This window comes from Cupriavidus sp. 22TCCZM01-5 (assembly GCF_057798915.1).
The window spans coordinates 137484-164094 of sequence record NZ_JBYOJR010000013.1 but is presented as its reverse complement, the minus strand read 5'-3'; the positions used below and the strand labels follow the sequence as shown (position 1 = coordinate 164094).

Below are 26611 nucleotides of genomic sequence, written 5' to 3'. Positions count from 1 at the left end.
TCGGTCAGAGGCAGCAGGATGTCGGCATACCAGGCGGAATTCAAGCCCAGGGCTTCGTCCAGTTCAAAGTCCCGCGAACCCACGTCCAGTCTAGCCGAATGGGTGCCGAGCAGCATCCACGGCAGAATGCGCGTGGATGCATCGGTCCTTGGCATGCGCATGACCACCGGTGCTCCGCTCGTGCCGCGATGCGTCCTCGCATCGGTCAGGAAGTAGCCATGCCCCTGAAAGCGCATGCCGAACGAGGATGAGATGACTGCCTGGCGTACGACAGGCAAATGATGAAGCGTGTCATGGAAACCCAGCGGGAAGCCGACGATCAGCACCGGAGTGCCTGCTTCGATGAGGTCGCGTGGCCGGTAAAGGTGGGTCGGCGTAAAGGCCCGGTAGACCATACTCGACGGCAGAGCGGTGCGGTCGAGTTCGATCACGGCCACGTCGATACCGCCGCCGCCATCGAGCCCATCGCGCCAAACACTCTTGCCGTCGCGATACAGTGGAATTGAGAAGCCGATAGACTCTGCCACGTTGTCCGGATTGACATGCAGCTCTATCTCGATCCGGTCGGGGAAGTGCCTGGTCGGCTCGTCGATCAGCACATGCCGGCTTGTCACAACGAACAGACGCTGCCCTCGCTTGAAGAAAAAGCCAGTGGCGTTTGTCTTTGCTTGTTGATCCTCGAATGTGGCAACGCGCGTGACGGCCAGCAGGATAGATTCGATCATGATTTGGTGGTTACTCCCTGCTTGCTCAACAACATGGTTGGAATGCGCCGTGGTTCAGTGCTTGCCAATTCGATTCGCCGTTCTTGCATGAAAAAATCGTGCTGGCGTTGGCACCCATCCACTACAGACTTGCGTTCAAGGCGCTACCTTCGCCTGTCTCTTCGCTCAACACCCGCGACCAGCCTTGTGGAGCGTTGTCCTTTGCTTCGCGGTAGGGCCAGATCGCGCCACAGTCGGAGCAGCGGAATGTGCTGATAGTGACCGTGGCAGCTCGGGGGAGCTTACTTCGCCGTGTATCGATGATATCAACGCCAGATGTCCAGGGGCATTGGAGGCGTCACGCGCCACCAGATTGTTCGCATTATGGAAGATTCCAAGAAAACGAAGCCAAATTCAAAGTACGCTCATATCAAACTGCGGTATGGCCGTGCATGCAGAAAGAGCTGGTCAGCTCCTGACACACCGATTGAGTATCCTTGAGCGTCGAATTTGGCAGTCACGGCGGCGTCTGCGCGCGCAGATTTCCCGCGTAAGGAGCGCACAGATTGAAGGTGGAGACGTCGTCTTGGCTATGCGTGGCGGGTAAGCTACTCCATCCTTGTGCAGCTTAAGCGGGGGATGGGGCGCATGTAGCGCTCCCACAACTGGCGAATCAGGTTTGTTTTCGTCGTAGGCCAAGCCTTCGAGCGGGCCTATGACCGCGCTGACGGTGGAGACCTTGCGGCGGCACGGTCAGCCCTTGAGGTTAGGTGGGTCGTAGCTTACGTGCTGTGCCTTTGGATTCTGCCGTCCCGGCTGTGAATATAGAGTTGCACGCCGTCTCGGTTAGCGATCCGCAAGCTGGCAGCAATAGCTTCCTCTTGAGTGTCGTAGTGCGACTTCGGCGTGCCCTCGCGGGTGACGACCCAGCCCTCGCCCTGCGGCATCACGTGGATGTTCCGTGGCATGGTGCGTCCTCCTGCCCCCCTAATTCATCTTTACACCTGCGGGCAGCAGATGGTTATCGGGTGCCGTCCTACAGGCGTGCCAAATGTCCGCCGTGTCAACAGGTGCAGGAATCTTGGCTGAACATGCTCACGGCCGCCCGTCTCAGTCAAGTCGAATAGCTGCAACGGCCGATGATGAGGCATGCATCTCTGGCCAATCGAAAGTCCATTAGCTTGGCGGGGAGCGACGTTCGAACGACCGAGGGATCGCGAGGGCAACGACCCTTCCTGGCCGGGTGCGGCCCCGACGCCGAGCACCACCGAGCGTTCCTCGTGGACCAGTCCGCGTAGGGTAGAAGACGACCCGCTGCCGTCATTCGCCCCAGCACCGCTCAGGCGTCAGCTTCCGAAGTACAGCGGTCATTCAGCGCTTCGTCACGGCCCGCAAATCATCGGCCGACACGCATAGGGTAAGGAGTCGGGAAACGCCGTTTCGGAAGGTCCGATTGCGTTCCATCGAATACTTGGCGGCTGAAGCCGAACTCATCTCCCATGTCCTCTTCGAAAGACGCCACATACAGCAGCGTCATCTATCGGGGCAAGACCTACACCTTCACCCTCAACCTCCTGATCTTGGAGGAGCACCGGCACATGAATATCAGCATGGGCGGCATGGGCAAGGCCACGGCCACCGTTCCTATGCCCTGCCGCCAAACATAACCACATCACGGCTTAAGCGAGCAGAGAGCACCAAACCATCGGCACACGCGGTTTGGCTCGTCAACGGAGGGCAGCGGCCGTGACGTCGATTTGACCTGCTCCCAGGGTTGATGACCCCGTCGAGCTGCCCAGCCACCGCCAGGCGCTGGCCACGCCGTACGGCTTGCGCGACGTGATGATCCAGCGCGAGCAGCAGCACGGCCGCGCGGACCTGCGCAGGCCTGCGCCACGCCCGACGCTCCGGCGTGGCCATGGACCGCGCGGTCGACGCGCTGCGCCAGCTCGAAGGGCCTGGGCACGCCCTGCGCGCGCTGCTCGCCAGCAACGATACGCAAGCCCACTTTGCCGTCGAGTTGTACACCTACCGTATTGCCCGGGAGCTTGGTTCGCTGGCCGCCGCGGCCCAGGGACTGGATGCGCTGGTCTTTACCGCCGGCATTGGCGAGCATGCGCCAATCCGCGAACGCGTATGCCGGCTGGCGACATGGCTCGGGGTGAGCGTCGATCCCGCGACGAATGCCAGCGACGGACCGCGCATCAGCGCGGCCTCCGGAAGGGTGCCTGTCTGGGTAATTCCGACCAACGAGGAGTTGATGATCGCCAGGCATACCCGGGAGGCGATCGCGGCGCCGAAGCGATGACCGCCACAATCGCTGACCAAGGGAGCGACATGGTCATCGCCGGCCCCCCGGGGGCAACTTAGCGCGTTCGGGAGACTGGGTCGCCGGCTGGAGGCGGAACAGGCCACCGACGCACGGCAGCAGGCGGAGGTGGCCGCGAGCGTTGGTTCGCATGCGGGTCAGGGGACGTCTCTGTGGTGCTCGGTCATGGCCATGCCCGCGTTCGGAATGAAAACCCACATGAAGGATATCCTGGGAAGTTTGGTAGCCCCGCTGCCGCGCCGCTTCAATTCTTGAATTCGTGCGGCGCATCGTATATTTTCGAGGGGCATTCCGGTGGTTGCCGCCGTGCCGGCCAGTGCCTGTCACGATGATCGGGTTCATACAAGCCGCACTCGATAACGCATGCCCGGAACAAGGGCTGTCGACCCCGTCCGCGCAGTGCGCGCGTGACCCTGCGCAGTTGCTTATCGCTGCCCCCTTGCTCCTGCCCATCAGAAAGGAGCTGCCATGGATGCAGTCCGGACATTGCTCGAAACCCAGCCGCTGCTCACACTGTTCCTCACGGTTGCACTGGGGTATGTCGTAGGCGAGATCAATATCAAGGGCGTGTCGCTCGGTTCGGGCGCGGTGCTGTTCGTGGGGCTGGCGATCGGCGGGTTCGCGCCGAAGTCCGCGCCGCCTGCCATCCTTGGCACCTTAGGTCTACTGCTCTTTCTCTATGGCATTGGGATCCAGTACGGGGAGCAGTTTTTTAAGGGTCTGACCAGCCCCGATGGCATCAAGGCCAACGCCGCTGCGGTCCTTGGCGTGGTTGGCTCCGGACTGGTCGCGGTTGCGTTGGTGCCACTGGTCGGCGTGAAGCTAGACGAGTCGCTAGGCATGTTCGCCGGCGCGGGCACCAGCACGGCAAGCCTGCAGGCCGCGATGGCGGCGATGAAGAGCGACGGCGCCGCGGTGGGCTACAGCGTCGCATACCCAGTCGGCGTGGCGGGGCCGATCCTGTTTCTGTATGCCCTCACCGCGCTGCTCAAGCCGAATATCGTGCGGCCGCCACCAAAGCTGATCGAGACCGCCGAGATTGCGCTGACAAACCCGGCGTTTATCGGCGTGCGGCTGTCGGAGGTGGTAGCGCGCCTACCGGACGGGGTGGCGATTGCCGCCGTGCGTCGCGCCCACCACAACCACCCGTCCGCCGACGACCTGGTCCTGCAGGCCAACGACGTGCTGCTCGCGACCGCCACCGACCCGGCCGTGCTGCGTGAAGCCACTTCGCTGTGCGGGGAACTGCAGCCGGGCCGCATGACAAGCCATCGCGAAGACCTAGACTATATGCGCGTGTTCGCCTCAAGCAGGCTCGTGGTCGGGCACACGCTGCGCGATATCCGTTTTCCCGAGGGCATGGTCTGCTCGATCGCCCATGTGCGGCGCGGCGATGCGGACCTGATGCCCCGCGATGACCTCACCCTCGAGTTCGGTGACCGCGTCGGCCTGCTGGTCAATCGCGCCCACATGAAGCCGATTCGCGCGCTGTTCGGCGACTCCATCAAGGGCACCGCCGAGCTGAGCTTTATCTCGATCGGCATCGGCGCGGCCCTCGGGCTGCTGGTGGGGCTGATCCCGGTGCCGATTCCCGGCGTCGGCACGCTGGCGCTGGGGCTAGCGGCGCTGCTGCTGGTCGCCCTCGTGCTCGGCCGGGTGCGCCGTCTCGGACCGTTCGTCTGGACCATGCCGCTGTCGGCCAACCTGGTCCTGCGCAACTTCGGGCTGACCATCTTCCTGGCACAGGTGGGCATTGCATCCGGGCCGAAGTTCTTCGCCACCATCGGCGTAACCGGGGTGTCCTTCCTGATCTATGGCGTAGTGATCCTGCTTGCCCTGCTGCTGATTACTGCGATTTTCTGCCTCTGGGTCTTCAGGCTGCCGTTCGACCTGGCGGTGGGCGTGATCTGCGGCGCGACCGGCAATCCCGCCATCCTTGCCTTTGCCAACCGCGTTGCGCCCACCGACCGGCCCGACCTCGGCTACTCGATGATCTTCCCGTCAATGACCATCGTGAAAATCCTGTTCGTACAGGTCGCCGCCACACTGGCTGGCGGATAGTGCAGGGCAACCTGGGCGAAGCGCGCCATGCGATTCGCCGCGGAGACACATCATGGAAATCGCCGTCTTCAGCGCAAAGTCCTACGATCGTCAACATCTCGATGCCGCGAATGCGGCTGAAGGCCATCAGCTCAAGTACTTCGAAGTTCCCCTGGACAGTGAGACGGTGGGCCTCGCCGCGGGCCACGGCGCAGTGTGCATCTTCGTCAATGACCGGGCCGATGCGACCGTGCTGGAAGCGCTCGGACGCGGCGGCACCAAGCTGGTCGCGCTGCGCTGCACGGGGTTCAACAACGTCGACCTGAAAGCCGCGCAGGCGCTCGGGATCAAGGTAGTGCGCGTTGTCGACTACTCGCCCAACTCGGTCGCCGAGCACGCGGTGGCCCTGCTGATGGCGGTCAACCGCAAGATCCACCGGGCCTACAACCGCACGCGGGACTTCAATTTCTCGCTCGAAGGCCTGATGGGCTTCGACCTGTGCGGCAAGACCGTGGCCGTGATCGGCACCGGTAAGATCGGCCGCGTGTTTGCGAAGATCATGGTCGGGTTCGGTTGCAACGTGATCGGCTATGACAAGTACCCATCCCCGGAATTCGAGGCCCTTGGTGGACGCTACGCGGACGAGGGAGAAATCGGCGCAAGCGCGGACTGCATCTCGCTGCACTGCCCGCTCACGCCCGAGACTCATCACATCATCAATGCCGAAACGCTGTCTCGCGCCAAGCCAGGCGCCTTGCTGATCAACACCAGTCGCGGCGGGCTGATCGACACGGAAGCAGTCATCGCGGCGCTCAGGAGCGGGCAACTCGGCGGGCTGGCGATCGACGTGTACGAGCAGGAGGCGGGTCTGTTCTTCCGCGACCTATCCGGCACCATCGTCGACGACTCCGTGCTGCAGCAGCTGATCACGTTCCCTAACGTGATCGTGACCGGGCACCAAGCCTTCCTCACGCGCGAAGCCGTGATGACCATTTGCGAAACAACCTTGCGCAGCGTGACGGAGTTCGAAAGCGGCAAGTCGCTCACGAACGAAGTCCGCGCCAGTTGAACGCGGCCGTCGGCCTCATGTCGCGCCCCGCTAATGGCTCAAACCGCTCCCCGAAAAGCCCGCCGCCCAATCCACGATCGCGCGCACTCGGGACGCCAGATGCTGGGGGAACGAATACAGCGCCACCGGCAAATCTGGCCACCGCCACGGCCAACAACTGCGACCAGCCGGCCAGCACGGATCGCGCAGCGTGCCGTGCGCGGCTAGCGAATCGGGACTGGCACACAGCACCGGGCCAAACATCCGGGCGACGACGCGCCGCGGGAAGAGGCCTACCATTCGTGGCGCAGATACGACGGCGGGGTAACCGGATTCTCATGGAAATATGGAAAACCGACCCGCAACCATCGCTTTGTTCCTACACTCAATGCGGTGGAGCATTCTGGAGAGCCACGTGTTAATCCCAACAAGAATCCTTTCTGTCTGCGTGGTGACAATGCTGGCTTCCGCATGCTCGACCACGCCCATACCGGCGAGTGAGGCGACGCCGGTACCTTCAGAGAGACTTAGCGGTTTGCAAAGCCCGCCGCCCGGCGAGTTTGCAACGTTAGTCGTGACCCGAGATCAAGGGTTTTACGGCAGCGCTTGCGATACAGTCCTATCAGTTGAAGGGAAGGAAGTGGGCCGACTCCGATCGGGTGAAGTAGCTCGGTTCTACGCCAAGCCGGGGACGATCATTGTTGGCGCTCAGACTTCGGCAATGTGTCTCGGTGGGTTGAAGGAGAGGGAGGTAAAGCTCAATCCAGCCTCGACGATCCGTTATCGCATTTCGATCGATTCGAGCGGCGGCTTGGATCTGTCGCCGACCGCATTCTGACGGAAGAGTCTCTTCACGGCACGGCGGACTCCGGAGCGCTGACGGATCCCTCGGTGGCGAATTGACGCGTGGGCGAGCGGTTTGGCACCCGCTTCGTCGAGCCGTCGTGTTCTCTCCGACATGGGTGCAAGGACACGCCTGCACACTCCCATGAGTTTAGCCCGCTTCCTCCGCGCACATGCCAGCGCGCATGGTCCGGCCTGCGGGGGTTGGGGCAGAAATAGGGACCGGGTTTTGACGAACCGGTGTTCATTACCGCATCCGCTGTGAGAAGCGCTGCCGCACCGCATAGACGGGCCGATAAACGTACGTGTTTTAGACGGGCGAAGATTGGGGTCTTATGATGACGCGAGCGATCAGTAGTTGGTCGCCGCTCGGCCAAGTGCTGGAGCTATTGAACATAGCGCCCGAACATCGAAATTTTGCCGGTTCCTGGGAAGGTTATGTTGAGGGGGAGGGCGAACGTCTGTCCGACAGTCAGCCCCTCAGTCGACCGTCGACCCCATGGCGGATGGGGCGTAGCCCAGTAGTGGCCCCTCCGCAGGGGCGCGATCGCCTTTGGCATGGCCGTCAGGCCCGGCGCGGGGCGGGGGGGTACACACCGCGCGTGAGACATGCTGAGCTTTGGCAAGCGCTTGCGGTCTCAGTGACTGTTGGAGATGCCTGAATACCGCAAGCTCGTTTTGAGCTGTGCTGGGCCGGGATGCGTAGGCTCTAGGCGTGGGAAGCCATCGGATCAGCCTTCTTGCTGAACCAGGTCGTGGATACTCCCTTCCTCCTCGCCTTCCAGGTCCTCAGCCAGCCGACCGGGCAAGAGGAGGTTAAGCGCGACGGCTACAAGGGCGCCCACCGTGATGCCAGAGCCAAGCACTTCCTTGACGAAAGCCGGCAATTTTGACAAAAGCTCCGGGCGCATGGTAACGGCGAGACCGCAGCCAATGGATACTGCCACGATTACGCTGTTGCGCTTGGTATGCTCCGACTTGCCGAGCATCTGAATGCCGGCCGAGATGATCATCGCGAACATCATCAGCCCAGCACCACCAAGCACGGGTTGCGGAATCGTAACCACCACGGCACCAAGGACCGGGAAAAGTCCCGCCAAGAAAAGCATCACGCCGGTTAGTGCTACGACAGCGCGGCTAGCGACGCCGGTCAGGGACACCACACCAACGTTCTGCGCAAACGTCGTGACAGGCGGGCTCGACATCAGCGCAGCAAAGGCGGAGCCAATACCGTCACACAGGATGCCGCGAGCCAACTTCTTGCCGGGCATCGAGGTTTGTGTGGCCGCACCCAGGGCCATGAAGGTACCGGTGGTTTCCACAATAGAAACGAGGAACGCGAGCGACATCGCAACGATGCCGGAGATTGGGAAGCTCATTCCAAAATGCATTGGCTGCGGCAACGCAAACACCGGTGCGCTGCGGACTTGGGTGAAATCCACCATGCCAAGCGACACGCACACCATGTATCCGATGAGAATACCGAGCACGACGGCTGATGCCGAGACTATGCCTTTGCCCCATTGCACAAATGCAATGACCAGCAGCAGCACGAATCCTGCAATCGACAGATTTGCAAGGGCGCCGTAGTTGCTGCTGCCAAAGCCGCCAGCGGCCCAGTCCACGGCAACGGGTGTTAGCGATAGGCCGATCATGGCTACTACCACACCAGTCACGGTATGAGGAAATAACTTGCGGATGGTTGGCATGAAGAAGCTGCCGACAATCATGACCAAGGAACCCGCCAGCGATGCACCGAGAATCCCCGGCACGCCATGCTCCAGTCCGACGCTGATTCCCGCTCCGACAAAGGTGAAGCTGGTTCCCATCACGCATGGCAGGCGAATGCCGATCGGTCCTGCGCCCCTGCACTGGATGACAGTCACAATTCCCGAACCGAGGAGCGCAGCATTCACCAACGCGATCACTTGGTCGGGCGGCAACTTGAGGGCTCCTCCTAGCACCAGAGGCACGGCAATGATCCCGCCAAGCGCAGCAAGCAAATGCTGTGTGGCCAAAAGCGTGGTCGTGAGGATCGGCGGGCGGTCCTCGACTTGGTATAGCAATTTTTCCATTCTTCGGTCTCCTCGTTTTGTTATGTGAGCAAGCCGTTTTATCACCGCGAATTGGAGACAGTATTTGGGAGTGGTGATGTGCCCCATGGCGGGCACCACTATCAATTTGGCATGAAATGCTAAGGCGTTGGCACGAGTTGCAATGCCCGATTTGTGTGCGGTGATCGTTTATGGATGGCGTCGGCGAGCGAGCAGGCGAGCAACTGCGAAAGCCCGGTGCGGGTGCGGGTCAGTTGGGGGAGCGACGTGTGTCGCATTCCAGACTCACAACGGTCATAGGACTGACTTCGACAGATGACCGTAACTGGCGGGCTGCGGCCCGACGCCGAGCACAGCGCAGCGTTCCTCCTGGACCAGTCCGCGTAGGGCGGAAGACGACCCGTCTGGACATCCGACCGCTTAGAGCATAGTGGCCGGTTCGGCCAGAACGCGGTCATCCGAGACGAGAGAAGGAGAGAGAGAGTCATACCGTCGCAGGCTGAATGCTCAGGGCGAGGGCCATTTGTCACTGGCGAATGACAAATGCGGAATTCCGGGAACGAACGCGCCATAGTCGATGGCGCCAACCCAGAAAGCGTGCATCAGACGCGCGTCGGCTTGTGCCGATTGCGCTCAGCGCTTGACAGCTTCGGGAATGCGAGTCGGACTCTCGAAGCCCGCTTCACCCTGAGGAGCGCCGGACGGTTGGCGATTGCCTCGTCCGGTCTCCGGACTCTCACCTTGTGCGGCCATGAGCCTTGACCTATCTTTGCTCACACCGGTGCATGACAACCGTATCCCAAACGGGCATCATCGGTGCTTTTTGCGATTCGATATGGAGCTAATAAGATGAAAAGTCTACTTATCGTCGCTCTGTTGGCAACCGCTGTCGCGGGTTGCGCAACATCGCCATACACACCTCCCCCAACACAGGACACCCGCGCCGTTGGCGAAAGCAAACTCGCGCCAATGGCTGCCGCTCAATGCATCGGGGAAAAGTGGGCGCAAAGCTCAGGGCAGCAAGTATGGATGCAATACATGCTCGCCAATAACCAGGCGTTCGATGTTTACGTTCCAGGGCAACAGCCGCCGAGCGGTGCAGCCGCCGTCGTGCGAGCGGCGCCCGCCGGAGCGGGCTCGTGGCTGGGCTTCCGCGGCGGCGACAGCGGTGCGGCCGGAGCACTCAGCCAGTGCCAGTGAGTCTGCCGGCGAGGCAATCTCCGCTGCGCTTCGCGAGCCAGCGCCATACCGCTGCAGAACTTGCCTGGCAATCTCATCCAGACGGCAATCTGGGCAGCGCTGTTCCTGCTCGTCGGTGAATTCTCCAGCTCGCCACGGTAACGTCGCACGCCATAGGCGTGCTGGGACCTTGTGTCGGAGCCTTCCTTTCGGCACAGGCGTGCGCTGCGCGGATCCCGAGTCGGGGATAAGCGGGCAGCGAGTTGTAAGGCCCGCACGGGCGCGTGCCAAACGGACGTCAATGATCGAGTCCGCCGGTCGGCGTGTGCCAAACTTGCTCGATGCCTGCGCAAATGTGACGCTATGATGTAAGCGCAGGGGCGAGAGTATTCCTCCGCATTTACGATCCGAGCGGGGGAACCCGCGGGCCAGTCAGTCGAGTGACTTTGCGACCGCACGCGCCGGATCGTGCAACCTCGGATGGAGGTGCACAACATCATGCCGAGTTCCCCCACCGTGGCACCCCACAGTCGCATGCCTCTCCTGAAAGGGCTGCTGCCGGTAAATCGCGCGCAACTGCCGCACGACATCATCGCTGGCATCACCCTGGCCGCCCTGGGGATTCCTGAAGTGATGGGGTACACCAAGATCTCGGGCACGCCGACCGTCACGGGCCTCTACACGATCTTGCTGCCGCTGGTGGTCTTTGCCCTTCTGGGGGCGTCGCGCCATCTGGTTGTCGCCGCCGATTCCGCAACCGCAGCCCTCCTCGCCAGTTCCCTGGTTGCGGTGGCGACGCTTGGCAGTCCGGAATATGTCGGCCTGACGAGCGCCGTTGCACTCGCTGTTGCCGTCATGCTGGTTCTGGCGCGCATCCTTCGCCTGGGGTTCCTGGCCGACTTCCTGTCCCGCAGCGCCCTGATCGGTTTCCTGACTGGTGTCGGCGTACAGGTCGCTGTTGGCGAGCTTGCCGGGCTGATCGGACTGCCCAAACAGGGACATGGTCCGCTCATGCAGTTCGCCTCGGTTTTTCAGCGCATTGGCGAAGCCAGTTATGTCACGTCTGCCCTGTCGTTTTCAGTGCTGGCAGTGATCCTGGGATGCAAACGCTTCGCGCCGCGTGCACCCGGCCCGCTGATTGCCGTGGTCGGCGCGATCGCCTGCAGTGCGGCATTCGATTTCGGGAAGCACGGCATCGAGCTGGTCGGCAAGGTGCCCAGCGGATTGCCATCGCTGTCGCTGCCGCCGCTGCATCTCGCCCATCTGGAACAGGTACTGATAACCGCCGCCTCCTGCTTCATCGTCATCATCGCGCAAAGCGCCGCGACCGCACGGGCTTACGCCAACCGCTACAACGAGCGCGGCGACGACAACCAGGACATCGTTGGCCTTGCCGGCGCCAATGCAGTGGCCGCGCTGACCGGCACCTTCGTGGTCAACGGGAGCCCGACCAAGACCGAGATGGTCGACGATGCAGGCGGTCGAACCCAGTTCGCCCACCTGACAACCGCCGTCATCGTGCTGCTGGTGCTGCTGTTCATGACCGGGCCGCTAGGCTTCCTCCCGGCTGCCGTCCTGTCGGCAATCGTGTTCATGATCGGCGTCAAGCTGATCGACGTGAAAGGCATGACCGAGCTTTACAATCTGCAGAAGGATGAATTCGTCGTTGCCCTGATCACGACGGGCGTGGTGGTGTTCGTCGACGTCATGCACGGCATCCTCGCGGCCGTGCTGTTGTCCCTGATCGACCATACGCGCTATAGCTACCGGCTGCGCACCCGTGTGCTGACACCCCACCCGAGTGGTCAGTGGACGGCAAATGAGGTGGCGCCAGACCTGTTCGCGTCGCCGGGCATCGTCGCCTATCGTTTCGAGGCCGATCTGTTCTATGCGAACGCGGGCCGCTTCATGGAGGAGGTGCTGAGGCTGGTCGAGCAGACGGATTCGAAAGTGAGCTGGGTCGTCATCGATGCCTCGCAAATCTTCAACGTCGACTATAGCGCTGGCAAGACGCTGGAGCAGCTTCGACGTGAACTGGAGCGGCGCGGCATCGGTATCGCCGCTGTCGCGATTCCCGAAGGCGTACTGGACGAACTTCAGCGCTATCGCACCTTTAGTGGTGTAACCGGGCATCAGGAGATTTTCGTGACCGTGGACGACGCCATCAAGGCCCTGCGTGACCGGCCGCCGCCAGAATCAGGGCCGGAGCCTGCCGGCAGGCCAGGTTGACACGCAAGGTCACGCGCCTTTCGAGGGCATGCCATGCCAAAGACTGCCGAGGTGCAACAAGGTAGGTCGCCGGCGGTGCACGCAGAGCCGCATGCCGCCCAAGCGCACGAGGATCTCTCCGAACTGTTTGGTGGCCGCGGCTCACCAACATCGCGTATCGACGCTGGAAGGGCCGCACGTCAGCTTGCGCCGCGGGCCAAGCTTGCAACATGTACGCTGTCCGACCGCGATCCGATTGCACTGCTCGAGGCTTCCAATGCAGGCAGGTTGCCAAGCCTCATACCGATCCGCTACGGCCGCATGGTGGCCAGTCCATTCGCCTTCTATCGTGGGGCCGCGCCGCTGATGGCCTTCGACCTGGCCCGGTTGCCGAATTCGGGAATCATCGTGCAGCTAGGCGGTGATGCCCACCTGGCAAACTTCGGCTTGTTCGCCAGTCCGGAGCGCAGGGTACTGTTCGGGCCGAATGATTTCGATGAAACGTTGCCCGGGCCTTTCGACTGGGATGTGCGCAGGCTGGCTGCATCCTTCGTCATTGCCGGACGCGAACGCGGCCTTGGCACGCGAGAGCAGCGCGCCATTGTGCGCCGGCTGTGTGCGACCTTCCGCGAGTGCATGACCACGTTCAGCGCGATGGACACGCTCGATGTCTGGTACTACCAGTTCGGTGCGGAGAGCATGCTGGCCATTGCGGACACAGTCGATGAGCGGAAGAAGGAGGAGGCGGTGATCAGCAGGGCCAGGCAGCAATCGTCGCGGCTCGTGCTGAGCCATGCCGCGGAAGTTGTCAACGGCAAGCTGCGTATCAAGGAGCAGCCGCCTCTGGTCTATCACTTTCCTGTAAAGAACCGGAAGGAAGCGAAGCAGTTCGACGATTCAGTCAGGCGCTTCTTTGCCGAGTATCGCCTGACTGTGACGGGTTCGGTACGCGCTCTGTTTGATCGCTACGAGTTGGTCGACACGGCGGTGCGCGTCGTCGGCGTGGGTTCGGTTGGCACGCGCTGCTATGAAGCGCTTTTCATGGCGGATGGCCAAAGTCCACTTTTCCTGCAGGTCAAGGAGGCACGTGCATCGGTGCTGGAGGAATACCTGCCAGCGAGCAAGTTTCCCAACCACGGTGAGCGAGTCGTGAACGGGCAGCGCCTGTTGCAGTCGTCCAGCGACATCTTCCTCGGTTGGTCCAGGGTGCGCACAACGGGCTACGACTTTTACGTGCGCCAGTTGCGCGACATGAAGGGCGCTTTCGACTTCAACACCTTCAATGCGAAGGATCTCAGCGAGTATGCGGTGTCTTGCGGGCACGCGCTGGCCCATTCGATGGCTAAGGCCGGCGATCCGGCCATGATCCTTGGGTACGTGGGCAAGTCGGATGCGTTCGACGAAGCCATCCAGCAGTTTGCCATTGCCTACGCCGAGCGCAATGAAATGGACTGGTCGGCCCTGAAGGCGGCGGTGAAGTCAGGGAGGGTGCAGGCGCTGCGCGAATGAAGCTTGGCAGTACCGCGCTCCCTTGCCTTATAGCCGGCTGCCGACCGTTTCGCCCCGCGGACGGCCCCAGCCGCTGCTGCCGACAACTCGGTCGACTCTGGCCGAGCCCGGAGAACAAAGTCATTGATCCTTGCCCTCCGTAGCGAGAGTCAACGAGGCTTGTAGCTGAATTTCTGTCCTCCAATGCTCGCCTCGTACATCAAGCCGCCCTTTGTCACGGTAAATGTCGCCATGCCCTTGTGATAGCCACCCGCAGTTTTGGCGTCTTTCTTGCCGGCGCTCGCACGCGCGGAAGTACCGGTTGTGCTTGTCTGCGCACCCGCTGCCGCTGTGATCGCAACCGCGGAGGCATCGGCGCCAAACTCAAAGTTACCGCCGGTAAATTCCTTGAGCGCCTGTTCATTTTCGAACACGATCATCTCGCTATAGGCTTCGCCGCCAAGCTGAAGGCCCACCGTGACCTGAGTCATCGAGGTGTCGCCGATATACTTTCCCTTTTCGTACACACGGCCTTTGCCATGGGCGCCTCCTATGCCGACAGCTCCCTTGCCAATCGTAGGAAATACGGCGTAGCCGTAAGCAGATTTGAGGAGCTCGCCACTTTCTCCCGCATTCCTGAACAGCTTGATCGTGTCCGTATACTCGTCCGCCCAGGCAGAAGAAATCGGTAACAGCCATGACAAGACTGTGAGAATCGATATCAGACGTTTAAGCATGATTTGTTCTCCATCATGGTTGAAATTCATCGTGTACAGCACCAGAGCTTGTTGTAGCTCGATATCAGGATAGGCGAGATATGGCTCAGGAGAACCCTCCGACCGGGGAGTAATGCCGTTCACCCGGAAGCGGGTACGACGCGCGCGAACTACCGCGCGTTTCAATGCCCCAGGGGCTCGCGTCGGGTTTGCAATTGCGTTTTGGACAAACTAATGTGAAGCACTGACATGTTCTGGAAGTGACGCAAACGCAAGCGATTCGGTCAGTGCGCTGCCCATATACGACGAACCCGATAAAAAGAAGGAGAGCGGCATGAGAAGGAAGACACTGCTGGGCGTGGCCATGATGATGGCAGTAGCCGGCGCTGCATGGGCCCAGCCTGAAACGAAGGTGGATGTCACGCAAGCTCCTGGACAGGTGAGCGCCACGAGCACCGCCAAGGTGACGGCCAAGATTGTCAAGATTGTCCCGGTAACACGAACAGTCTCGCTGAAGACAGACCAGGGCAAGGTTTTGGACTTGGTCGTGGGCGAGGAAGCCAGGAACTTCGACCAACTTAAGCTCGGCGATGTCGTCACCGTGGAGTACAGGGAAGCGCTGACGCTCAGCCTCAAGAAGGGCAGCGGCCCATTGTCCAGCCATGAGCGCGCGATCTCTGACAGATCCGCGCCAGGAGCAAAACCTGGCGGGACAATCGGGCGGGAAGTGACTGTCACCGCCGATGTCGTCGCAGTGAACGCCGAGGCCAAGACCGTTACGCTGAAGGGGCCGAAGGGGCGCACGGTAGACCTGATGGTTGAAGATCCGGACCGTCTCAAGCAGATCAAGAAGGGCGACCGGGTCCAGGCCGTCTATACGGAGGCCATGGCGGTTTCCGTACAGCCTGAATCCAGCAAATAGTTGTTCGCAGGCGGCACCGGGATTCGCCCGTGCAGCCTTGCCTAAGGGGGGAAAGGAGGCGACCATGCCACGACATGCCCTGCAGGCTTCGCGGCCGTAATGACTATGGGTTTCCAACTGTAGTCGGTCCGCAGTGCTGCGTCTGCCATCGACGATGGCGATCCTGTATCGCCTGTCTCCCCCCGCGTACCCCGAGAAATGGTATGCCGGCTCGGGGACCACTGGCCATGAGTAGGGCTCGTCTAGTGAGCGGTGGCGAACCAATATTTGGGGTTTTCTCCCATCCCCGAATCTGGCGTGTACTACTCTTGCCCATGAATGAATCGTCCCATCCAGCTTTGCATCGGGACCGCATAGCGGACGAGACAGGTCTGTGCCTCCGCCGGCGGCCGGCAGCCCTGCGCGTTACAGGAGGCCTCATGCGAGAGGGGCATCGTCCTAATGCGCTTGCTGTTTCCTGTTGCACGGCTATTGCTCCCTTACCTGTTCGCGGCCGCGAGCCTGGCCGCTGCTCCGGCGTTCGCGTGGATTTACCCTGAGCACCGGGATCTTACGCTGCTCGCTTTACAAGGGCTCGATGAGGCGCACATGTCAGTGTTTGACCGGCTCTGGCAGGACGCCCGCACCGGCGATGCGGAGCGCCTCTGTGCCCAAGGCGCCGATAGCGGGCAGGGCCTGACGCCGTCGTGCATCGACTGGGCGGCGCTACCGGCCATCGCCGGTGATCATTCATGCTCAAGCCGGGAGATGTTCGAAACGGCGAGGGCATCGTCGTGGATACTGCTTGTCGCCGATGTTGCCGCGCAACTCAAGGTGGACCTATCTCGGATTCCCGTGACGATGCCGCCCGACACCATCAGTGGCTCGAAAGGATTGGTCACTGATGCGCGGCGACGTATTGCCAGCCAGGGAGCCCGCGCCGAACGCGTGAACGTGCTGCGCACTGCCGATATTCGCTTTGAGCGATCTGATCCCGGCTACGCCACGCGAGCGGGCGCGAACAATGCGCATTTCCTGATGTCGCGTCCGTCTACTGACATCTCGCTCTACGACTACGCGCGCCTGACCCTGCGGCCCGGGTCGGAACTCAACGCGGTCGGCGTTTATTCCTTCTTCCATCTCAGCGCTTTGCAAAAGGCCAGCCGCCTTGCGAATGAGCGGCACACCGCGCAGCAGAGGCAGGCGCTTGCGCGCGCTGCCATGGCGGACGAGGCGTTCGCGCTGCATTTCCTGGAGGATGCATACGCAGCGGGCCATATCGCCGGTTCATGGGGCGACGCTTCGCAGCGGCAGGGAACGCACGATTACTACAACCAGAATGGGCTGGAAGTATTCACGTGGAGCAATGGAGGCCAGTCGGTCGTCCTGATGGGGGATGCGAACCTGCGTCCGGAGGACGCCTCCGTGGTGGCGACGTCCGTGCGCCGTAGCCTCGAGCAGGTGCTGGATGCCGCGACAGGCAGCGGCAATGCATTCGCCCACACGCCAGACGCCGTGGCCGAGCTGAACAACTTCGACATATGCCGCAACAACAAGCTGCCAGACCGCGCTCCCGGCACAGGGCCAAGGCCCGAGGATGTACGGTTTTTCGAGGCGACGCTGCGCGAAACCCCGGTACCGGGGCTCGGGCCAGGCCTCGGGGCCATGCCGCGCTTTCGCAGCGAGGTCGGACCGTTCATCGGGCTGGCCGGTTCGATCGATGCGCGCTGGGTCGACGGCGGCTTCGTAGCCTCCCAGGGTTGGGGCGGCTTCGTCGGCGGCCTCGATCTTTCCGTGCGGGCCGGCTTCGGCCTCGATGGCGTGATGGGCGAGGCGGGCGACGGGCTGGTCTATGCCTCGGTAGGCTTCCGCACCGATTCGCCATCCAGCAACCGCTTCGGCGCGCAAGTCGCGTCCGGCGGCAATCTTGGCGCGGCGATACCAGCCCGCTCAGGACTGGCGCTGCGCCTGCGCATGCCATTCTATGTGGTGCCGGGCGACCTGCTGCTGCTGGCTCCGCTGTATTTGGTCAATCCGTCCGCCTATACGCAAGTCGCCGTCCGCGCCGCTAATGGCGGCCTGATCCCGTGGGAGAGCGGATGGTCGACTGCAATCGGACGCTTCCAGTTCGTCCTGGGTCGCGAGATCGGTGTGACGCTGTACGGGCTGAGCGGGAGGGATCAGCTCATTGCGCCCGGTGGCCCGGACACAGGCGTTGGGCAATTCGTGAGCTTCAAGTCAACCATGTTCGAGATTCCCATTCTCGAATACCGGCCGTATCGTGCGTTTTCGACTAACCAGAGTTCGTCGGTGGTCTTCCAGCTCTTTGCCGCTGCCGACGTGCCGCACGGGGGAAGCGTAAATTTCCCTCGCGGCTCGGCTGCGCCGCCGTTGCATACAGTCTGGTCGATTGGCCTGAGGCTGGTGTTTGATTGGCGCTATTACTACTAAACCCTACGGTACCGAGGAGAGGACTGCGTTGCCGCTTGCTGGTCATATCCGTCTTTGGATTAGATTTGAATTTTCAAATTTTAAAATGCATAGCCAATCACCCCCAATAGCCCATCTGCGATTCATCCCATTCATAGCGGATGCCTGCCACGACCACTGCACTGACCTGCCGTTTCGATTGGCAGAATTCGACGGTCTTGCACACGCCTGCAGGTCCGCTGCTCACTTGGGTCCGAGCCTCATCGCAAGTACGGTAGTGGCGGCGGGTCGGTCTCCGGGTCTGGAGCGCGGCGCAGTAGATTTCACGAAAGCGACCCGCTTATCCCTCATCCCAGCGGAAGGTATTCAAGACGATTTCCTCATCTGACATTAATAATTCACAATGGCATTTCCAAGGCGGGGAGAGCGATGACGCAGCCCGACGCGCAGGACACTAAATGGCGAGCCGCTGGCCCGAGGCAGGCCTTCCGCGCGATCCGTACATGGTTGAGGGGCTTCGCGTACCTGACGGCGCTCGCGTGGACCCTATTTCTCGGCGCGTGCGCATCGATGCCGCTCGTCCCGTATTCGACCGATACACCACCGCTTGTGCTGGCGCCAGCGACCCTTGCCGGAGTGACCGACAAGCGGGGCCGCTTTCGCGAAGTCTACTGTGCCGTGCTGCAGGCGCGAGGCTCCACGCTTCCCGACTACCGTCCTTGCGAAGAGGCACTGACCCGCGTGGGCACCGAGCCCGCCGGCACGGACAGGCCCGTCGAACTCGGCCCGTCGAAACGGCATCTCATTGCGGCAGTCGTGGCGGGCGTCGGGTACGAGTGCTTCAGGCCATGGCTGGATCCGCAGGGGACTGTCGCAACCCATGTGCGCGAGTTTGGCTATGACGCGACGATGATCACTGTCGACGCACTGTCAAGCTCGACGAACAACGCTCGCCAGATCCGCGATGCAATCATGGCCATGCCGCACGCAGTCGACGAACCGCGCATTGTATTGATCGGCTATTCCAAGGGCGCACCGGATATCCTCGAGGCTGTCGTCACGTACCCCGAGATCCGCAGTCGCGTGGCCGCCGTGGTCACCGCGGCCGGTGCCGTCGGCGGTTCGCCGCTCGCCGACGATGCCGAGCAGTATCAGGCCGACCTTCTGCGGCACTTCCCTGGTGCGACATGCTCGCCTGGAGATGGCGGCGCGGTGGAGAGCCTGCGGCCGCGGACACGCAAGGCATGGCTTGCGCAGAACCCGCTTCCCAACGATCTGCCCATCTATTCGATCGTCACGTTCCCGCAGCCGGAGCGCATTTCATCGATTCTCAGATCAAGCTACGACAAGCTGTCCCGCGTCGACGCGCGCAACGACAGCCAGATGATCTTCTATGACCAGATCGTGTCCGGGAGCACGCTGTTGGGCTACGTCAACGCTGACCATTGGGCGCTCGCCGTGCCAATCGCCCGGAAGCATGACACGATCGGTTCGCTGTTCGTCACGCAAAATGCCTATCCACGGGAGGCGCTGGTAGAGGCTTTGCTTCGTTTCATCGAGGAGGAACGCATCAGCGATGGCAAGTGACCAGCGCAGCGTGATCCGGACATGACGGTCCGTTGATGGCGCGAATCGGTCGCTTGAACGACCGTATGACCGCGAGGGCGAAGGGCCGCTTATGGCCGGGAGCGGCCACAACCGAGCGTTCCGCCTGGACCAGTACGCGTAGGGCAGAAGTCGACCCTTCTCCGCCATTGCACCTTGATAAGGCAACGGCCGCGCTACGCTACAGAACGGCCGTCCGAAGATTGCGCAGTCTTATCCCCGAACCAACCGCATGTACGCCGTCCGCGCGGAGAACTGGAAACCTGTGGGGGGGAGAGTCCACGGGCGGCGTAATTCAATTTTCGGGCTGACGTTCGCTCTCGGCGTCATTGTGGGCAAAACCCTTCTGCGCTGTCTCCCCGATCTTCCTAGATCTCCGCTCGACATCTGCTTTGGCAGCATTGAGTACGTCCTTCACCGCAGACCCCTCCTGCGCCATCGCGCGCACCGCCCCTCACAGGAGCGGCATTGTCCAAGTTTGCCGAACCTTGTGTACAACCCATGACGGCTGCCCAATCGGTATCTGCCGTCATAAGCTGTCGCACAGGAGCGGCTATGCGCTGTTTCTACATGTCTATTTCAAACTGGAGAGGACAATGTTAATGCTCAAGGGATTTCATCATCTGACCCTCGGCGTAAGGCACGCACAGGAGGATGTGGACTTCTACGTCAAGCTGCTCGGGCAGAGCCTCGTGAAGAAGACCGTGCTTCTCGATGGCGAGGATCCCATCTACCACCTCTATTATGGCAACGCGAATGGCGATCCAGGGACCCTGGTGACGTCGTTCCCGTTCCGTCAGCGGGGCGTCATGGCGCGTCCGGGATCGGGCCAGGTGCGGGTCATCAACTACTCGGTTCCCAAGGGCTCGCTCGAATTCTGGCGCAGCCGCTTCGATGCCATGGACGTGCCGTATGACAGCGAGATTGTGGAGCGCTTCGGAGAGCGCCGCCAGCGCTTCCAGCATCCGTGCGGCATCGAGTTCGATCTCGTCGAAACGGATCTCGATTCGCGTCCGGCTTGCGTGGCCAGCGATATCCCCGAAGCCCATGCCATCCGCGGCGTGCACAGCATTACGCTGTCGCTGCGGGAAGTCGCCGAATCGATCCGCTTCATGAGCGAAGCCATCGGTTTCCGCAACGCAGGCCAGGCGGGATCCTACTACCGCTTCGAGACGTACCACGGCGGCCCGGGCATGATCGTCGAGTTCCTGCATGAGCCGGACCGGCACCAGGGTTCGTCGATCTACGGCGAAGGCACGGTCCACCATGTGGCCTTCGCGGTGGACAATGTGGAGCAGCAGGCGATCCTGAAGGAGAGAATGTTTGCTCTGGGCTACATCGATACGTCCGAATCGGTGCACCGCAACTACTTCCGCTCGATGTACTTCAAGATGCCCGGCGGCGTGATGTTCGAGGCGACCACCACCGACATCGGCTTCGCGATCGATGAAGAGCCCGGCCATTTTGGCGAGGAGTTCCAGCTCCCGCCGTGGCTGGCGGATCGCAAGGACGAGTTGCTGGGCCGGCTCGAGCCCATCTCTGTATGACGTTGCCGGGGATCACCATGCAAAAACCGAAAGTACTGATTGTTTTCTACTCACGAAACAGCTCCACCGAGATGCTGGCCAAGGCTGTCGCCGAGGGCGCCCTCGAGGCTGGCGCAGAAGTCCGCATGCGGCGTGTGCGGGAGTTCGTCGGCCCCGATGTCATGCGGCAGGCGCCGGGCTGGCTCGAGAACGCCACGGAGATGAACGCGAAATATGAGGCGCCGACCGAAGCCGATGCCGAGTGGGCTGACGCCATCGTATTCGGCACGCCGACGCGGTTCGGGACGATTTCGGCCGAACTCAAGTCATATATCGACGGGCTCGGCGGCCTCTGGTTCGCGGGCAAGCTGAACGGCAAGGTGGGCTCGGTCTTTGGCACGACGTCCTCGCGCCATGGTGGCAATGAAGCCACGCTGCTGGCGACCTACGCGCCCATGGCGCACCTGGGCCTGATCATCGTGCCGCTGGGCTACGCCGACGCGGCGATGTTCAAGGCCGGCACCCCGTACGGCGCGACTCACGTCTCGCACCGTGACACCGTCAAGCCCGACGACGATCACCTGGCGGTTGCCCGGTTCCAGGGCAGCAGGGTGACGACGGTCGCCCGTGCCTTGCACGTCCAGCCGCAGCCCGTGGCAGCCTGAAAGTAAAAGCCTGAAGGCAAAAAGGGCGGAGACTCGCAGTCTTCGCCCGACTCCTGCATCCGGCACCGGCCGATGGCGCGATGGCAAGCGCTCAAGCTGGCGCAGTCTCCACGCGGCTTTCCATGGCATCGATCTGGCACGATGAAGGTAGCGGGTCGCTCGTGGCGCGGACTCCCCTCATTGCAGAGGGAATGGCGCTCGAACAGCGCTCGACGTAGCGGGCAACGTTGGGCCGGCCGCCGCAAATCGAGGCGAGCGCGCCTCATGAGGTTCCCCCCAAAAAGCACGTCACTAAGATCGAACGTTCCTCCCGCAAGATAAGGGGCTGCTGCTGAACCCGGCGTGGGTCCAGCGCCTTCAACACGCCTTCGACATGAAGGCGTGCTGTGCGCTGGAATGCCGGCATCGTGGCGGACGGCGATGCCGCCACGTTCCTTAGCGATCCTGATGCGACCGGCGGCAAAAAGTCCCGCGTTCCCGCCATGGTCGACGATCATGGACTCGAGCGCCGCGATCTTGTGATCGCGGACCAATTCCATGACCGACTTGAGTGCGTCACTCAGCAGCCCGGGCGTTACCCTGTCCGCGTGCGTGCGGACACACCGCAGGCGGATCGCCGATGAAGCCACGCGCAGACCAGAGTTCGGGGAACGGGATCTCGTTCATGGTTGGCAGGAGCCAGGCAATGCCCTCGGTGCCGAAGTAGGCCGGCCTGGCGCCGAACGTCCGGCGCGTTGCCATCAGGTGCAGGTGCTTCCACGCGGAGAATCCCTCCGCGATATCGGCCAGCGTCTCGCCGAGCTGCTGCAATTCCCGGTGCTCGTCCGGGTCGGCGTAGACGTCGCGCCAGACGTTCTCGACCGCCTTGTCCGGCGTGTAGGGCACACTGAAATCGCGGTCGAGTACCACCTCCGGAACGGCGAAGCCCTTGCGGCCCAGGTGAGCAAGCACGTCGTCATACAGGCTCGGCTCTGCCAGCGCCTTGCTGAGTTGTTCCCAACGCCGGGGTTGCGGCAGGAAGTGCTGCAGGTGCTCCCCCTGCTTGATGCCGAGCAGGTAGACCATCTGCCGGAACGTCCAGCCCTGGAGGGCGGTGTCCTTGCCGAACTTCGGGCCAACGCAGGACAGGATGGCCAACAGGTCGACAGGCGTCATCCACGCGATGGAGCGCCATGTGGCATTGAGCGGCTCGTGGTGGGCGACGACGCGCCGCAGCGTCCGGCAGGCCCCGGTCAGATCATCGGCACGCAATTGCGCCTGCGCGGCCTGTATTTCCTTGATGATCAGCATCCAGTAGAGCTCGGACACCTGCGCCGATACGATCCAGGCGTGTTCGCCGGGATGGTCGCTGACCGGGTGCTGCAGCGAGTGCAGCACGTCTGTCTGCAACCAGTCACTGTATGGTGTACGCCCGGCTGGCGTTCCGGCCGGCGCGGGGAATCCGGGCTTGACGGTATCGTTCACTTTGATCTCCTCGTGGTGGTGGGGTCAGGCAATTTCTTTGGAACGGCGAATTACCACAGGCTCTCCAATAGCGCATCCAGCTTCGTGCCGGCATCCTCGCCAAGGTCGCCGACCTCGGAGGGATAGTTCTGCCTGAGCAGCGCCGCCATCTCGGGAAGCTTCGCCCGATCGAAATCGAGGTCGCCGAGCCGGCTCGGCAATTCCAGTGCGTCCACGGCTGCCTCGATGCGGTCTGCGAGGAATGCGGCGGGCGTGCGGCTGCCACGGTCCGTGGAGAAAATCTCGAGCTTTCGGCCATAGACGTCGGCGCAGGCGCGGATGACGGGTGCCAGCGCAATGCACGATGTCACGCTGTGCGGTACCTCGAACGTCCCGCCGAGGATGTGCCCGATGCGATGGCTCAGGCCGTAGATGACCGAAGCAGGATAGAAATAACACTGCCAGGCGGCCAACTGAAGCTGCAACAGGTCGTCGGTCGATACGTGTCCGCCCGCGATGGCCTCGCGCGTTTCGAGCTTGCGCGGCCACTTCTCCAGCACGGCAAGGAAGCGCTCCACGCCCCTGGCGGCCAGGATGGCGTGAGGGTGGTCTACCTCGACCCGGCGCATGCCTTCCACCGCATGGTCGATCCCCTTGATGGCCGAACTCAGCAGCAGCATGCGTGGCGTGTCGACGATCATCCGGGGATCGAGCACCACCAGCGCGGGTGTGGTTTCGCGCACGGCATAGCTGCGCTTGAATTTCTGCGGACCGTCCGTTTCCGTCACGCCGAAGTAGTGGGAGAACTCCGAACCCGACAGGGTCGTCGGAATCGCGGCAATGGGCAGGTAGCGGCCGGTCTGCCTGAAATGCTGGTAGGAGACTGCCTTTGCGGCGTCGAGTACAGAGCCGCCGCCGAGGGCGATGATCGATTCCGCACCGGCCTCGATGCAGGCAAGCAGTCCGTCGCGTACGGCGAAATCGGGTACATGCGGCGGCAGGCCGGTGAAGGTGCCAACGCCGTCGCTGATGGCAGGCTGCAGGTGCTCGCGGTTCAATGCCTCAAGGAATTCCACCGTGAACGTCATTGGACGGCGGATGCCGTAATTCCCCAAGGCGGGGGCGACGGCTTTCAGCACGTCGCGCCCCCAGACAATCTCTTCCTGCGGCAAGCATTTCAACTGGTCCATTCCACTTCTCCACCGTGTCTTCGTAGGCGATCGGGGCTCCGATCCCGACTAGGAAGATAGGCGAATCGCGTTCGCGCGTGCGCGCGGGATTGAGGAACGGAGCGTTCAGGAATTTGGACGCCGCACATGCGCGAATGTACGCCTGTCGTTCGTTGTTTCCGAACGAAGCTTTCAGTATTGCCATCTTCACAAGGCAGGGGGCGTGTCTGATCCTTTCCACCGTAGCGACCCCAACACAAGAACGGAGACCTGAAGATGGAGACAATCCAGATAACAGAAGCGCTGATTCGCGGACGCCACAGCAAGCGCGGCTTCCTTGACCAGCCGGTGCCAATCGAGACTGTCAGGGACATCCTGTCGGTCGCGAAATACGCGCCGAGTTCGAGCAACACGCAACCGTGGCGCTGCCATGTGCTGACCGGAAAGGCTCGCGAGAAGATTTCCGGAGCAGCGGTCGAGGCGTATCGTGCCGCGCCCGAGGGACTGGTGCCCGATTACCCGTTCTTCCCCAAGGAACTGCCGGCGCCATTCTCGTCGCGCTTCAATACGTTTCGCGGGATGCTGGGCGATGCGCAGGGCGTGCAAAGGTGCGATATCGCCGGGCGGCGGCGGGACGTCGAACGGCAGTTCCGGTTCTTCGATGCGCCCGTGGGACTGATCTTCACCATGGACCGGCGCCTGGAATGGGCCAGCTTCATCTGCTACGGCTGCTTTCTCCAGAACATCATGCTGGCCGCGCGCGCCCGGGGGCTGGACACCTGCCCGCAGCAGATCTGGTCGCTGCAATCGGCGGTCCTTCGTGAAAGCCTCGACATTCCCGACGGCGAGATGATCGTGGCCGGCATGTCACTCGGCTATGCGGACAACAGTATTCCGGAAAACAACATGGAGCTTGGCAAGCTGGAACTGGACGAGTTCGTCTCGTTCGTCGACCGGTGACACGCGGAACCGTCCGGGTCGCGCCCTGACCTGGAAAAGCGCGAAGAAGCGATGGCCATCGTTAGCGGGTTTCGCCAAGTTGCGGAGATGTCGAATCGCTAATGCTGGCGCGCTTCACCGGCTGATGCGGATGCCCCGAGCCCTCAGCCGAAAAATAGAATACAGAGACGGAGGAGACATGATTAAAGTGCCCGCGAGGTTTTCCGCGGTGGTTGCGCTCGCATGCTTGCTGGCCTCGAACGCCGAGGCAACCGAGAATGGTCAGACCAGTTACCCTGTTGGCGTCAATACCGTATTGAATGGAATCTTGCCACCGCCTGGTGAAACCCAGTTTTACAATTACACGCTCTACTACGATGCCGGAAAGTTCGCTGGCCCGAATGGAGGGAGTCTCGTGCCCGGGTTCCAGTTGAAGGCGTTTATCGACGCCCCGCGTATCGTTCACACATGGGGCACTACATTTGGCCCCTTTACTCTGTCCAGTGGTGCAATCTTCCCGCTCGTTCATGTTCGGGCGGACACGCCAGGCGGTAGCGACAAGCGCAGTGGAATCGGAGATATCATCGTTGAGCCGTTGTACATCGGTTACTCAAATCCATCGCGATCATTCTTCGCCTACCTCACCACCGAAATTTCAGTGCCGAGCGGGTCCTACTCCGCGAACCGAGTGGCGAACACTGGCCGGAATGTCTATGCGCTAACGCCGCAACTCAGTACGACATGGTTCCCCACGCCCGCAGTAGAAGTCTCTACCACCATGTCGGTAGAGTTCAGTTCACCGAATTCAGCGACTCGATATCACTCTGGCGCCGTTGCGGCACTTGAGTATCTTGTTGGCTATTCGCTTGACAGCAAGTTCCAGCTCGGACTTCAGGGATATCTGCTGAAGCAGATCACCGATGACAAGGTCAACGGCACGCCCATACCCGGGGATGGGTTTCGCGGAAGAGCTGTCGCAATCGGCCCGCAACTACGATACATGTGGTCCCAGGCGTCCGGCATTGTGTTCAAGTATCAGCGCGAGTTCGACGTGCGGAATCGGCCACAAGGCAACAAGTTCTGGGTTGAGCTGTGCTTCCCTCTTTGATCGGAATGCTCCCTCGACCTGTCGGGAGCAGATGACAGCGCCGGCATGAGCAGCGCGAGAGGGATAGCGAGGCGACGTTCGAAGCGAATGCGCAGCTTGCCGAACCGGCAAGCTGCGCATGCGTGCGCTCGACAATCCGGCGATGTCGGGCAAGGCGGTCGTTCTTCTCGATGCCACTGCGTGCGTTTCGGTGGCGCGCCACGCATTGGCGGTGGC

At 61.9% G+C, this 26611-nt stretch carries 20 protein-coding genes and 2 pseudogenes; 15 read left to right on the top strand and 7 right to left on the bottom strand.

From position 1 onward, the window contains the following. On the bottom strand, window positions 1–725 hold a 725-nt coding region (locus tag AC3FNH_RS15055; RefSeq protein WP_488720595.1), incomplete at its 3' end, for a S1 family peptidase. A gap of 761 nt (window positions 726–1486) precedes the next feature. Continuing rightward, on the bottom strand, window positions 1487–1672 hold the full coding sequence (locus AC3FNH_RS15050) for a DUF2188 domain-containing protein (protein ID WP_276102092.1): 186 nt from the start codon (window positions 1670–1672) through the stop codon (window positions 1487–1489). 531 nt (window positions 1673–2203) lie between these two features. Between AC3FNH_RS15050 and AC3FNH_RS15045 the strand changes: the two genes are divergently transcribed. The 4 genes and pseudogenes from AC3FNH_RS15045 (at window position 2204) to AC3FNH_RS15030 (ending at window position 6142) form a co-directional block, all read left to right on the top strand. Then, a complete protein-coding gene (locus AC3FNH_RS15045) occupies window positions 2204–2371 on the top strand; it encodes a hypothetical protein (protein ID WP_488720594.1) in 168 nt (55 codons plus the stop codon). 302 nt (window positions 2372–2673) lie between these two features. Beyond that, a pseudogene (locus tag AC3FNH_RS15040) lies at window positions 2674–3012 on the top strand (acetate/propionate family kinase); the annotation flags it as partial. A 489-nt stretch (window positions 3013–3501) separates the two neighbouring features. Beyond that, window positions 3502–5094 (top strand): aspartate:alanine exchanger family transporter, encoded by a 1593-nt coding sequence (locus AC3FNH_RS15035; RefSeq protein WP_488720593.1) that lies wholly within the window; start codon window positions 3502–3504, stop codon window positions 5092–5094. A gap of 52 nt (window positions 5095–5146) precedes the next feature. Continuing rightward, window positions 5147–6142, top strand: a complete 996-nt coding sequence (locus AC3FNH_RS15030; protein WP_276102089.1) for a 2-hydroxyacid dehydrogenase — start codon at window positions 5147–5149, stop codon at window positions 6140–6142. Window positions 6143–7695: 1553 nt separating this feature from the next. Here AC3FNH_RS15030 and AC3FNH_RS15025 read toward each other — a convergent pair. Beyond that, window positions 7696–9039: a uracil-xanthine permease family protein gene (locus tag AC3FNH_RS15025; protein WP_488720592.1), complete on the bottom strand. Its 1344-nt coding sequence runs from the start codon at window positions 9037–9039 to the stop codon at window positions 7696–7698. 522 nt (window positions 9040–9561) lie between these two features. On the opposite strand from AC3FNH_RS15025, the gene AC3FNH_RS15020 reads away from it, so the two are divergent. The 4 genes from AC3FNH_RS15020 to AC3FNH_RS15005 all read left to right on the top strand — a co-directional run bounded on the left by AC3FNH_RS15020 (window position 9562) and on the right by AC3FNH_RS15005 (window position 13914). Continuing rightward, window positions 9562–9780, top strand: coding sequence for a CHAD domain-containing protein (locus AC3FNH_RS15020; protein WP_488720591.1), 219 nt, complete (start codon window positions 9562–9564; stop codon window positions 9778–9780). A gap of 267 nt (window positions 9781–10047) precedes the next feature. Next, window positions 10048–10218, top strand: coding sequence for a hypothetical protein (locus AC3FNH_RS15015; protein ID WP_488720590.1), 171 nt, complete (start codon window positions 10048–10050; stop codon window positions 10216–10218). A 513-nt stretch (window positions 10219–10731) separates the two neighbouring features. After that, window positions 10732–12426, top strand: coding sequence for a SulP family inorganic anion transporter (locus tag AC3FNH_RS15010; protein ID WP_488720589.1), 1695 nt, complete (start codon window positions 10732–10734; stop codon window positions 12424–12426). A 267-nt stretch (window positions 12427–12693) separates the two neighbouring features. Next, window positions 12694–13914: a DUF2252 domain-containing protein gene (locus AC3FNH_RS15005; RefSeq protein ID WP_488720588.1), complete on the top strand. Its 1221-nt coding sequence runs from the start codon at window positions 12694–12696 to the stop codon at window positions 13912–13914. A 149-nt stretch (window positions 13915–14063) separates the two neighbouring features. Here the strand turns inward: AC3FNH_RS15005 and AC3FNH_RS15000 are convergent, their stop codons facing one another. After that, window positions 14064–14753 carry a lipid-binding SYLF domain-containing protein gene (locus AC3FNH_RS15000; RefSeq protein ID WP_488720587.1) on the bottom strand — a complete coding sequence of 230 codons (690 nt, stop codon included), beginning with the start codon at window positions 14751–14753 and terminating at the stop codon, window positions 14064–14066. A 190-nt stretch (window positions 14754–14943) separates the two neighbouring features. Between AC3FNH_RS15000 and AC3FNH_RS14995 the strand changes: the two genes are divergently transcribed. The 5 genes from AC3FNH_RS14995 (at window position 14944) to wrbA (ending at window position 21736) form a co-directional block, all read left to right on the top strand. After that, entirely contained in the window at window positions 14944–15531 is a 588-nt protein-coding gene (locus tag AC3FNH_RS14995) for a hypothetical protein (RefSeq protein WP_488720586.1), read from the top strand. A gap of 441 nt (window positions 15532–15972) precedes the next feature. Beyond that, window positions 15973–17961 (top strand): hypothetical protein, encoded by a 1989-nt coding sequence (locus AC3FNH_RS14990; RefSeq protein WP_488720585.1) that lies wholly within the window; start codon window positions 15973–15975, stop codon window positions 17959–17961. Between the two features lie 408 nt (window positions 17962–18369). Further along, window positions 18370–19527 carry a hypothetical protein gene (locus tag AC3FNH_RS14985; RefSeq protein WP_488720584.1) on the top strand — a complete coding sequence of 386 codons (1158 nt, stop codon included), beginning with the start codon at window positions 18370–18372 and terminating at the stop codon, window positions 19525–19527. Between the two features lie 614 nt (window positions 19528–20141). Continuing rightward, complete coding sequence (locus AC3FNH_RS14980) at window positions 20142–21092, top strand: ring-cleaving dioxygenase (RefSeq protein WP_488720583.1); 951 nt, start codon at window positions 20142–20144, stop codon at window positions 21090–21092. Window positions 21093–21109: 17 nt separating this feature from the next. Continuing rightward, window positions 21110–21736, top strand: coding sequence for an NAD(P)H:quinone oxidoreductase (gene wrbA / locus AC3FNH_RS14975; RefSeq protein ID WP_276103760.1), 627 nt, complete (start codon window positions 21110–21112; stop codon window positions 21734–21736). Window positions 21737–22291: 555 nt separating this feature from the next. On the opposite strand, the gene AC3FNH_RS14970 is transcribed toward wrbA, so the two are convergent. Together AC3FNH_RS14970 and AC3FNH_RS14965 are read right to left on the bottom strand one after the other, a co-directional pair. Beyond that, window positions 22292–23200 carry a tryptophan 2,3-dioxygenase gene (locus AC3FNH_RS14970; protein ID WP_488720582.1) on the bottom strand — a complete coding sequence of 303 codons (909 nt, stop codon included), beginning with the start codon at window positions 23198–23200 and terminating at the stop codon, window positions 22292–22294. A 50-nt stretch (window positions 23201–23250) separates the two neighbouring features. Beyond that, entirely contained in the window at window positions 23251–24369 is a 1119-nt protein-coding gene (locus tag AC3FNH_RS14965; protein ID WP_488720581.1) for an iron-containing alcohol dehydrogenase, read from the bottom strand. Window positions 24370–24624: 255 nt separating this feature from the next. Here AC3FNH_RS14965 and AC3FNH_RS14960 point away from each other — a divergent pair, with 255 nt between their 5' ends. Together AC3FNH_RS14960 and AC3FNH_RS14955 are read left to right on the top strand one after the other, a co-directional pair. After that, entirely contained in the window at window positions 24625–25308 is a 684-nt protein-coding gene (locus AC3FNH_RS14960) for a nitroreductase (RefSeq protein WP_276103763.1), read from the top strand. Between the two features lie 178 nt (window positions 25309–25486). Continuing rightward, on the top strand, window positions 25487–26395 hold the full coding sequence (locus AC3FNH_RS14955) for a SphA family protein (protein ID WP_488720580.1): 909 nt from the start codon (window positions 25487–25489) through the stop codon (window positions 26393–26395). A 47-nt stretch (window positions 26396–26442) separates the two neighbouring features. On the opposite strand, the pseudogene AC3FNH_RS14950 reads toward AC3FNH_RS14955, so the two are convergent. Next, a pseudogene (locus AC3FNH_RS14950) lies at window positions 26443–26585 on the bottom strand (IS5/IS1182 family transposase); the annotation flags it as partial. Window positions 26586–26611: the final 26 nt, after the last annotated feature.

Coding starts and splice junctions, on each gene's coding strand:
- AC3FNH_RS15050 (WP_276102092.1), bottom strand. CDS start 1,672: ATGCCACGGAACATCCACGTGATGCCGCAGGGCGAGGGCTGGGTCGTC.
- AC3FNH_RS15045 (WP_488720594.1), top strand. CDS start 2,204: ATGTCCTCTTCGAAAGACGCCACATACAGCAGCGTCATCTATCGGGGC.
- AC3FNH_RS15035 (WP_488720593.1), top strand. CDS start 3,502: ATGGATGCAGTCCGGACATTGCTCGAAACCCAGCCGCTGCTCACACTG.
- AC3FNH_RS15030 (WP_276102089.1), top strand. CDS start 5,147: ATGGAAATCGCCGTCTTCAGCGCAAAGTCCTACGATCGTCAACATCTC.
- AC3FNH_RS15025 (WP_488720592.1), bottom strand. CDS start 9,039: ATGGAAAAATTGCTATACCAAGTCGAGGACCGCCCGCCGATCCTCACG.
- AC3FNH_RS15020 (WP_488720591.1), top strand. CDS start 9,562: ATGCGGAATTCCGGGAACGAACGCGCCATAGTCGATGGCGCCAACCCA.
- AC3FNH_RS15015 (WP_488720590.1), top strand. CDS start 10,048: ATGCAATACATGCTCGCCAATAACCAGGCGTTCGATGTTTACGTTCCA.
- AC3FNH_RS15010 (WP_488720589.1), top strand. CDS start 10,732: ATGCCTCTCCTGAAAGGGCTGCTGCCGGTAAATCGCGCGCAACTGCCG.
- AC3FNH_RS14995 (WP_488720586.1), top strand. CDS start 14,944: ATGAGAAGGAAGACACTGCTGGGCGTGGCCATGATGATGGCAGTAGCC.
- AC3FNH_RS14990 (WP_488720585.1), top strand. CDS start 15,973: ATGCGCTTGCTGTTTCCTGTTGCACGGCTATTGCTCCCTTACCTGTTC.
- AC3FNH_RS14985 (WP_488720584.1), top strand. CDS start 18,370: ATGACGCAGCCCGACGCGCAGGACACTAAATGGCGAGCCGCTGGCCCG.
- AC3FNH_RS14980 (WP_488720583.1), top strand. CDS start 20,142: ATGTTAATGCTCAAGGGATTTCATCATCTGACCCTCGGCGTAAGGCAC.
- wrbA (WP_276103760.1), top strand. CDS start 21,110: ATGCAAAAACCGAAAGTACTGATTGTTTTCTACTCACGAAACAGCTCC.
- AC3FNH_RS14965 (WP_488720581.1), bottom strand. CDS start 24,369: ATGGACCAGTTGAAATGCTTGCCGCAGGAAGAGATTGTCTGGGGGCGC.
- AC3FNH_RS14960 (WP_276103763.1), top strand. CDS start 24,625: ATGGAGACAATCCAGATAACAGAAGCGCTGATTCGCGGACGCCACAGC.
- AC3FNH_RS14955 (WP_488720580.1), top strand. CDS start 25,487: ATGATTAAAGTGCCCGCGAGGTTTTCCGCGGTGGTTGCGCTCGCATGC.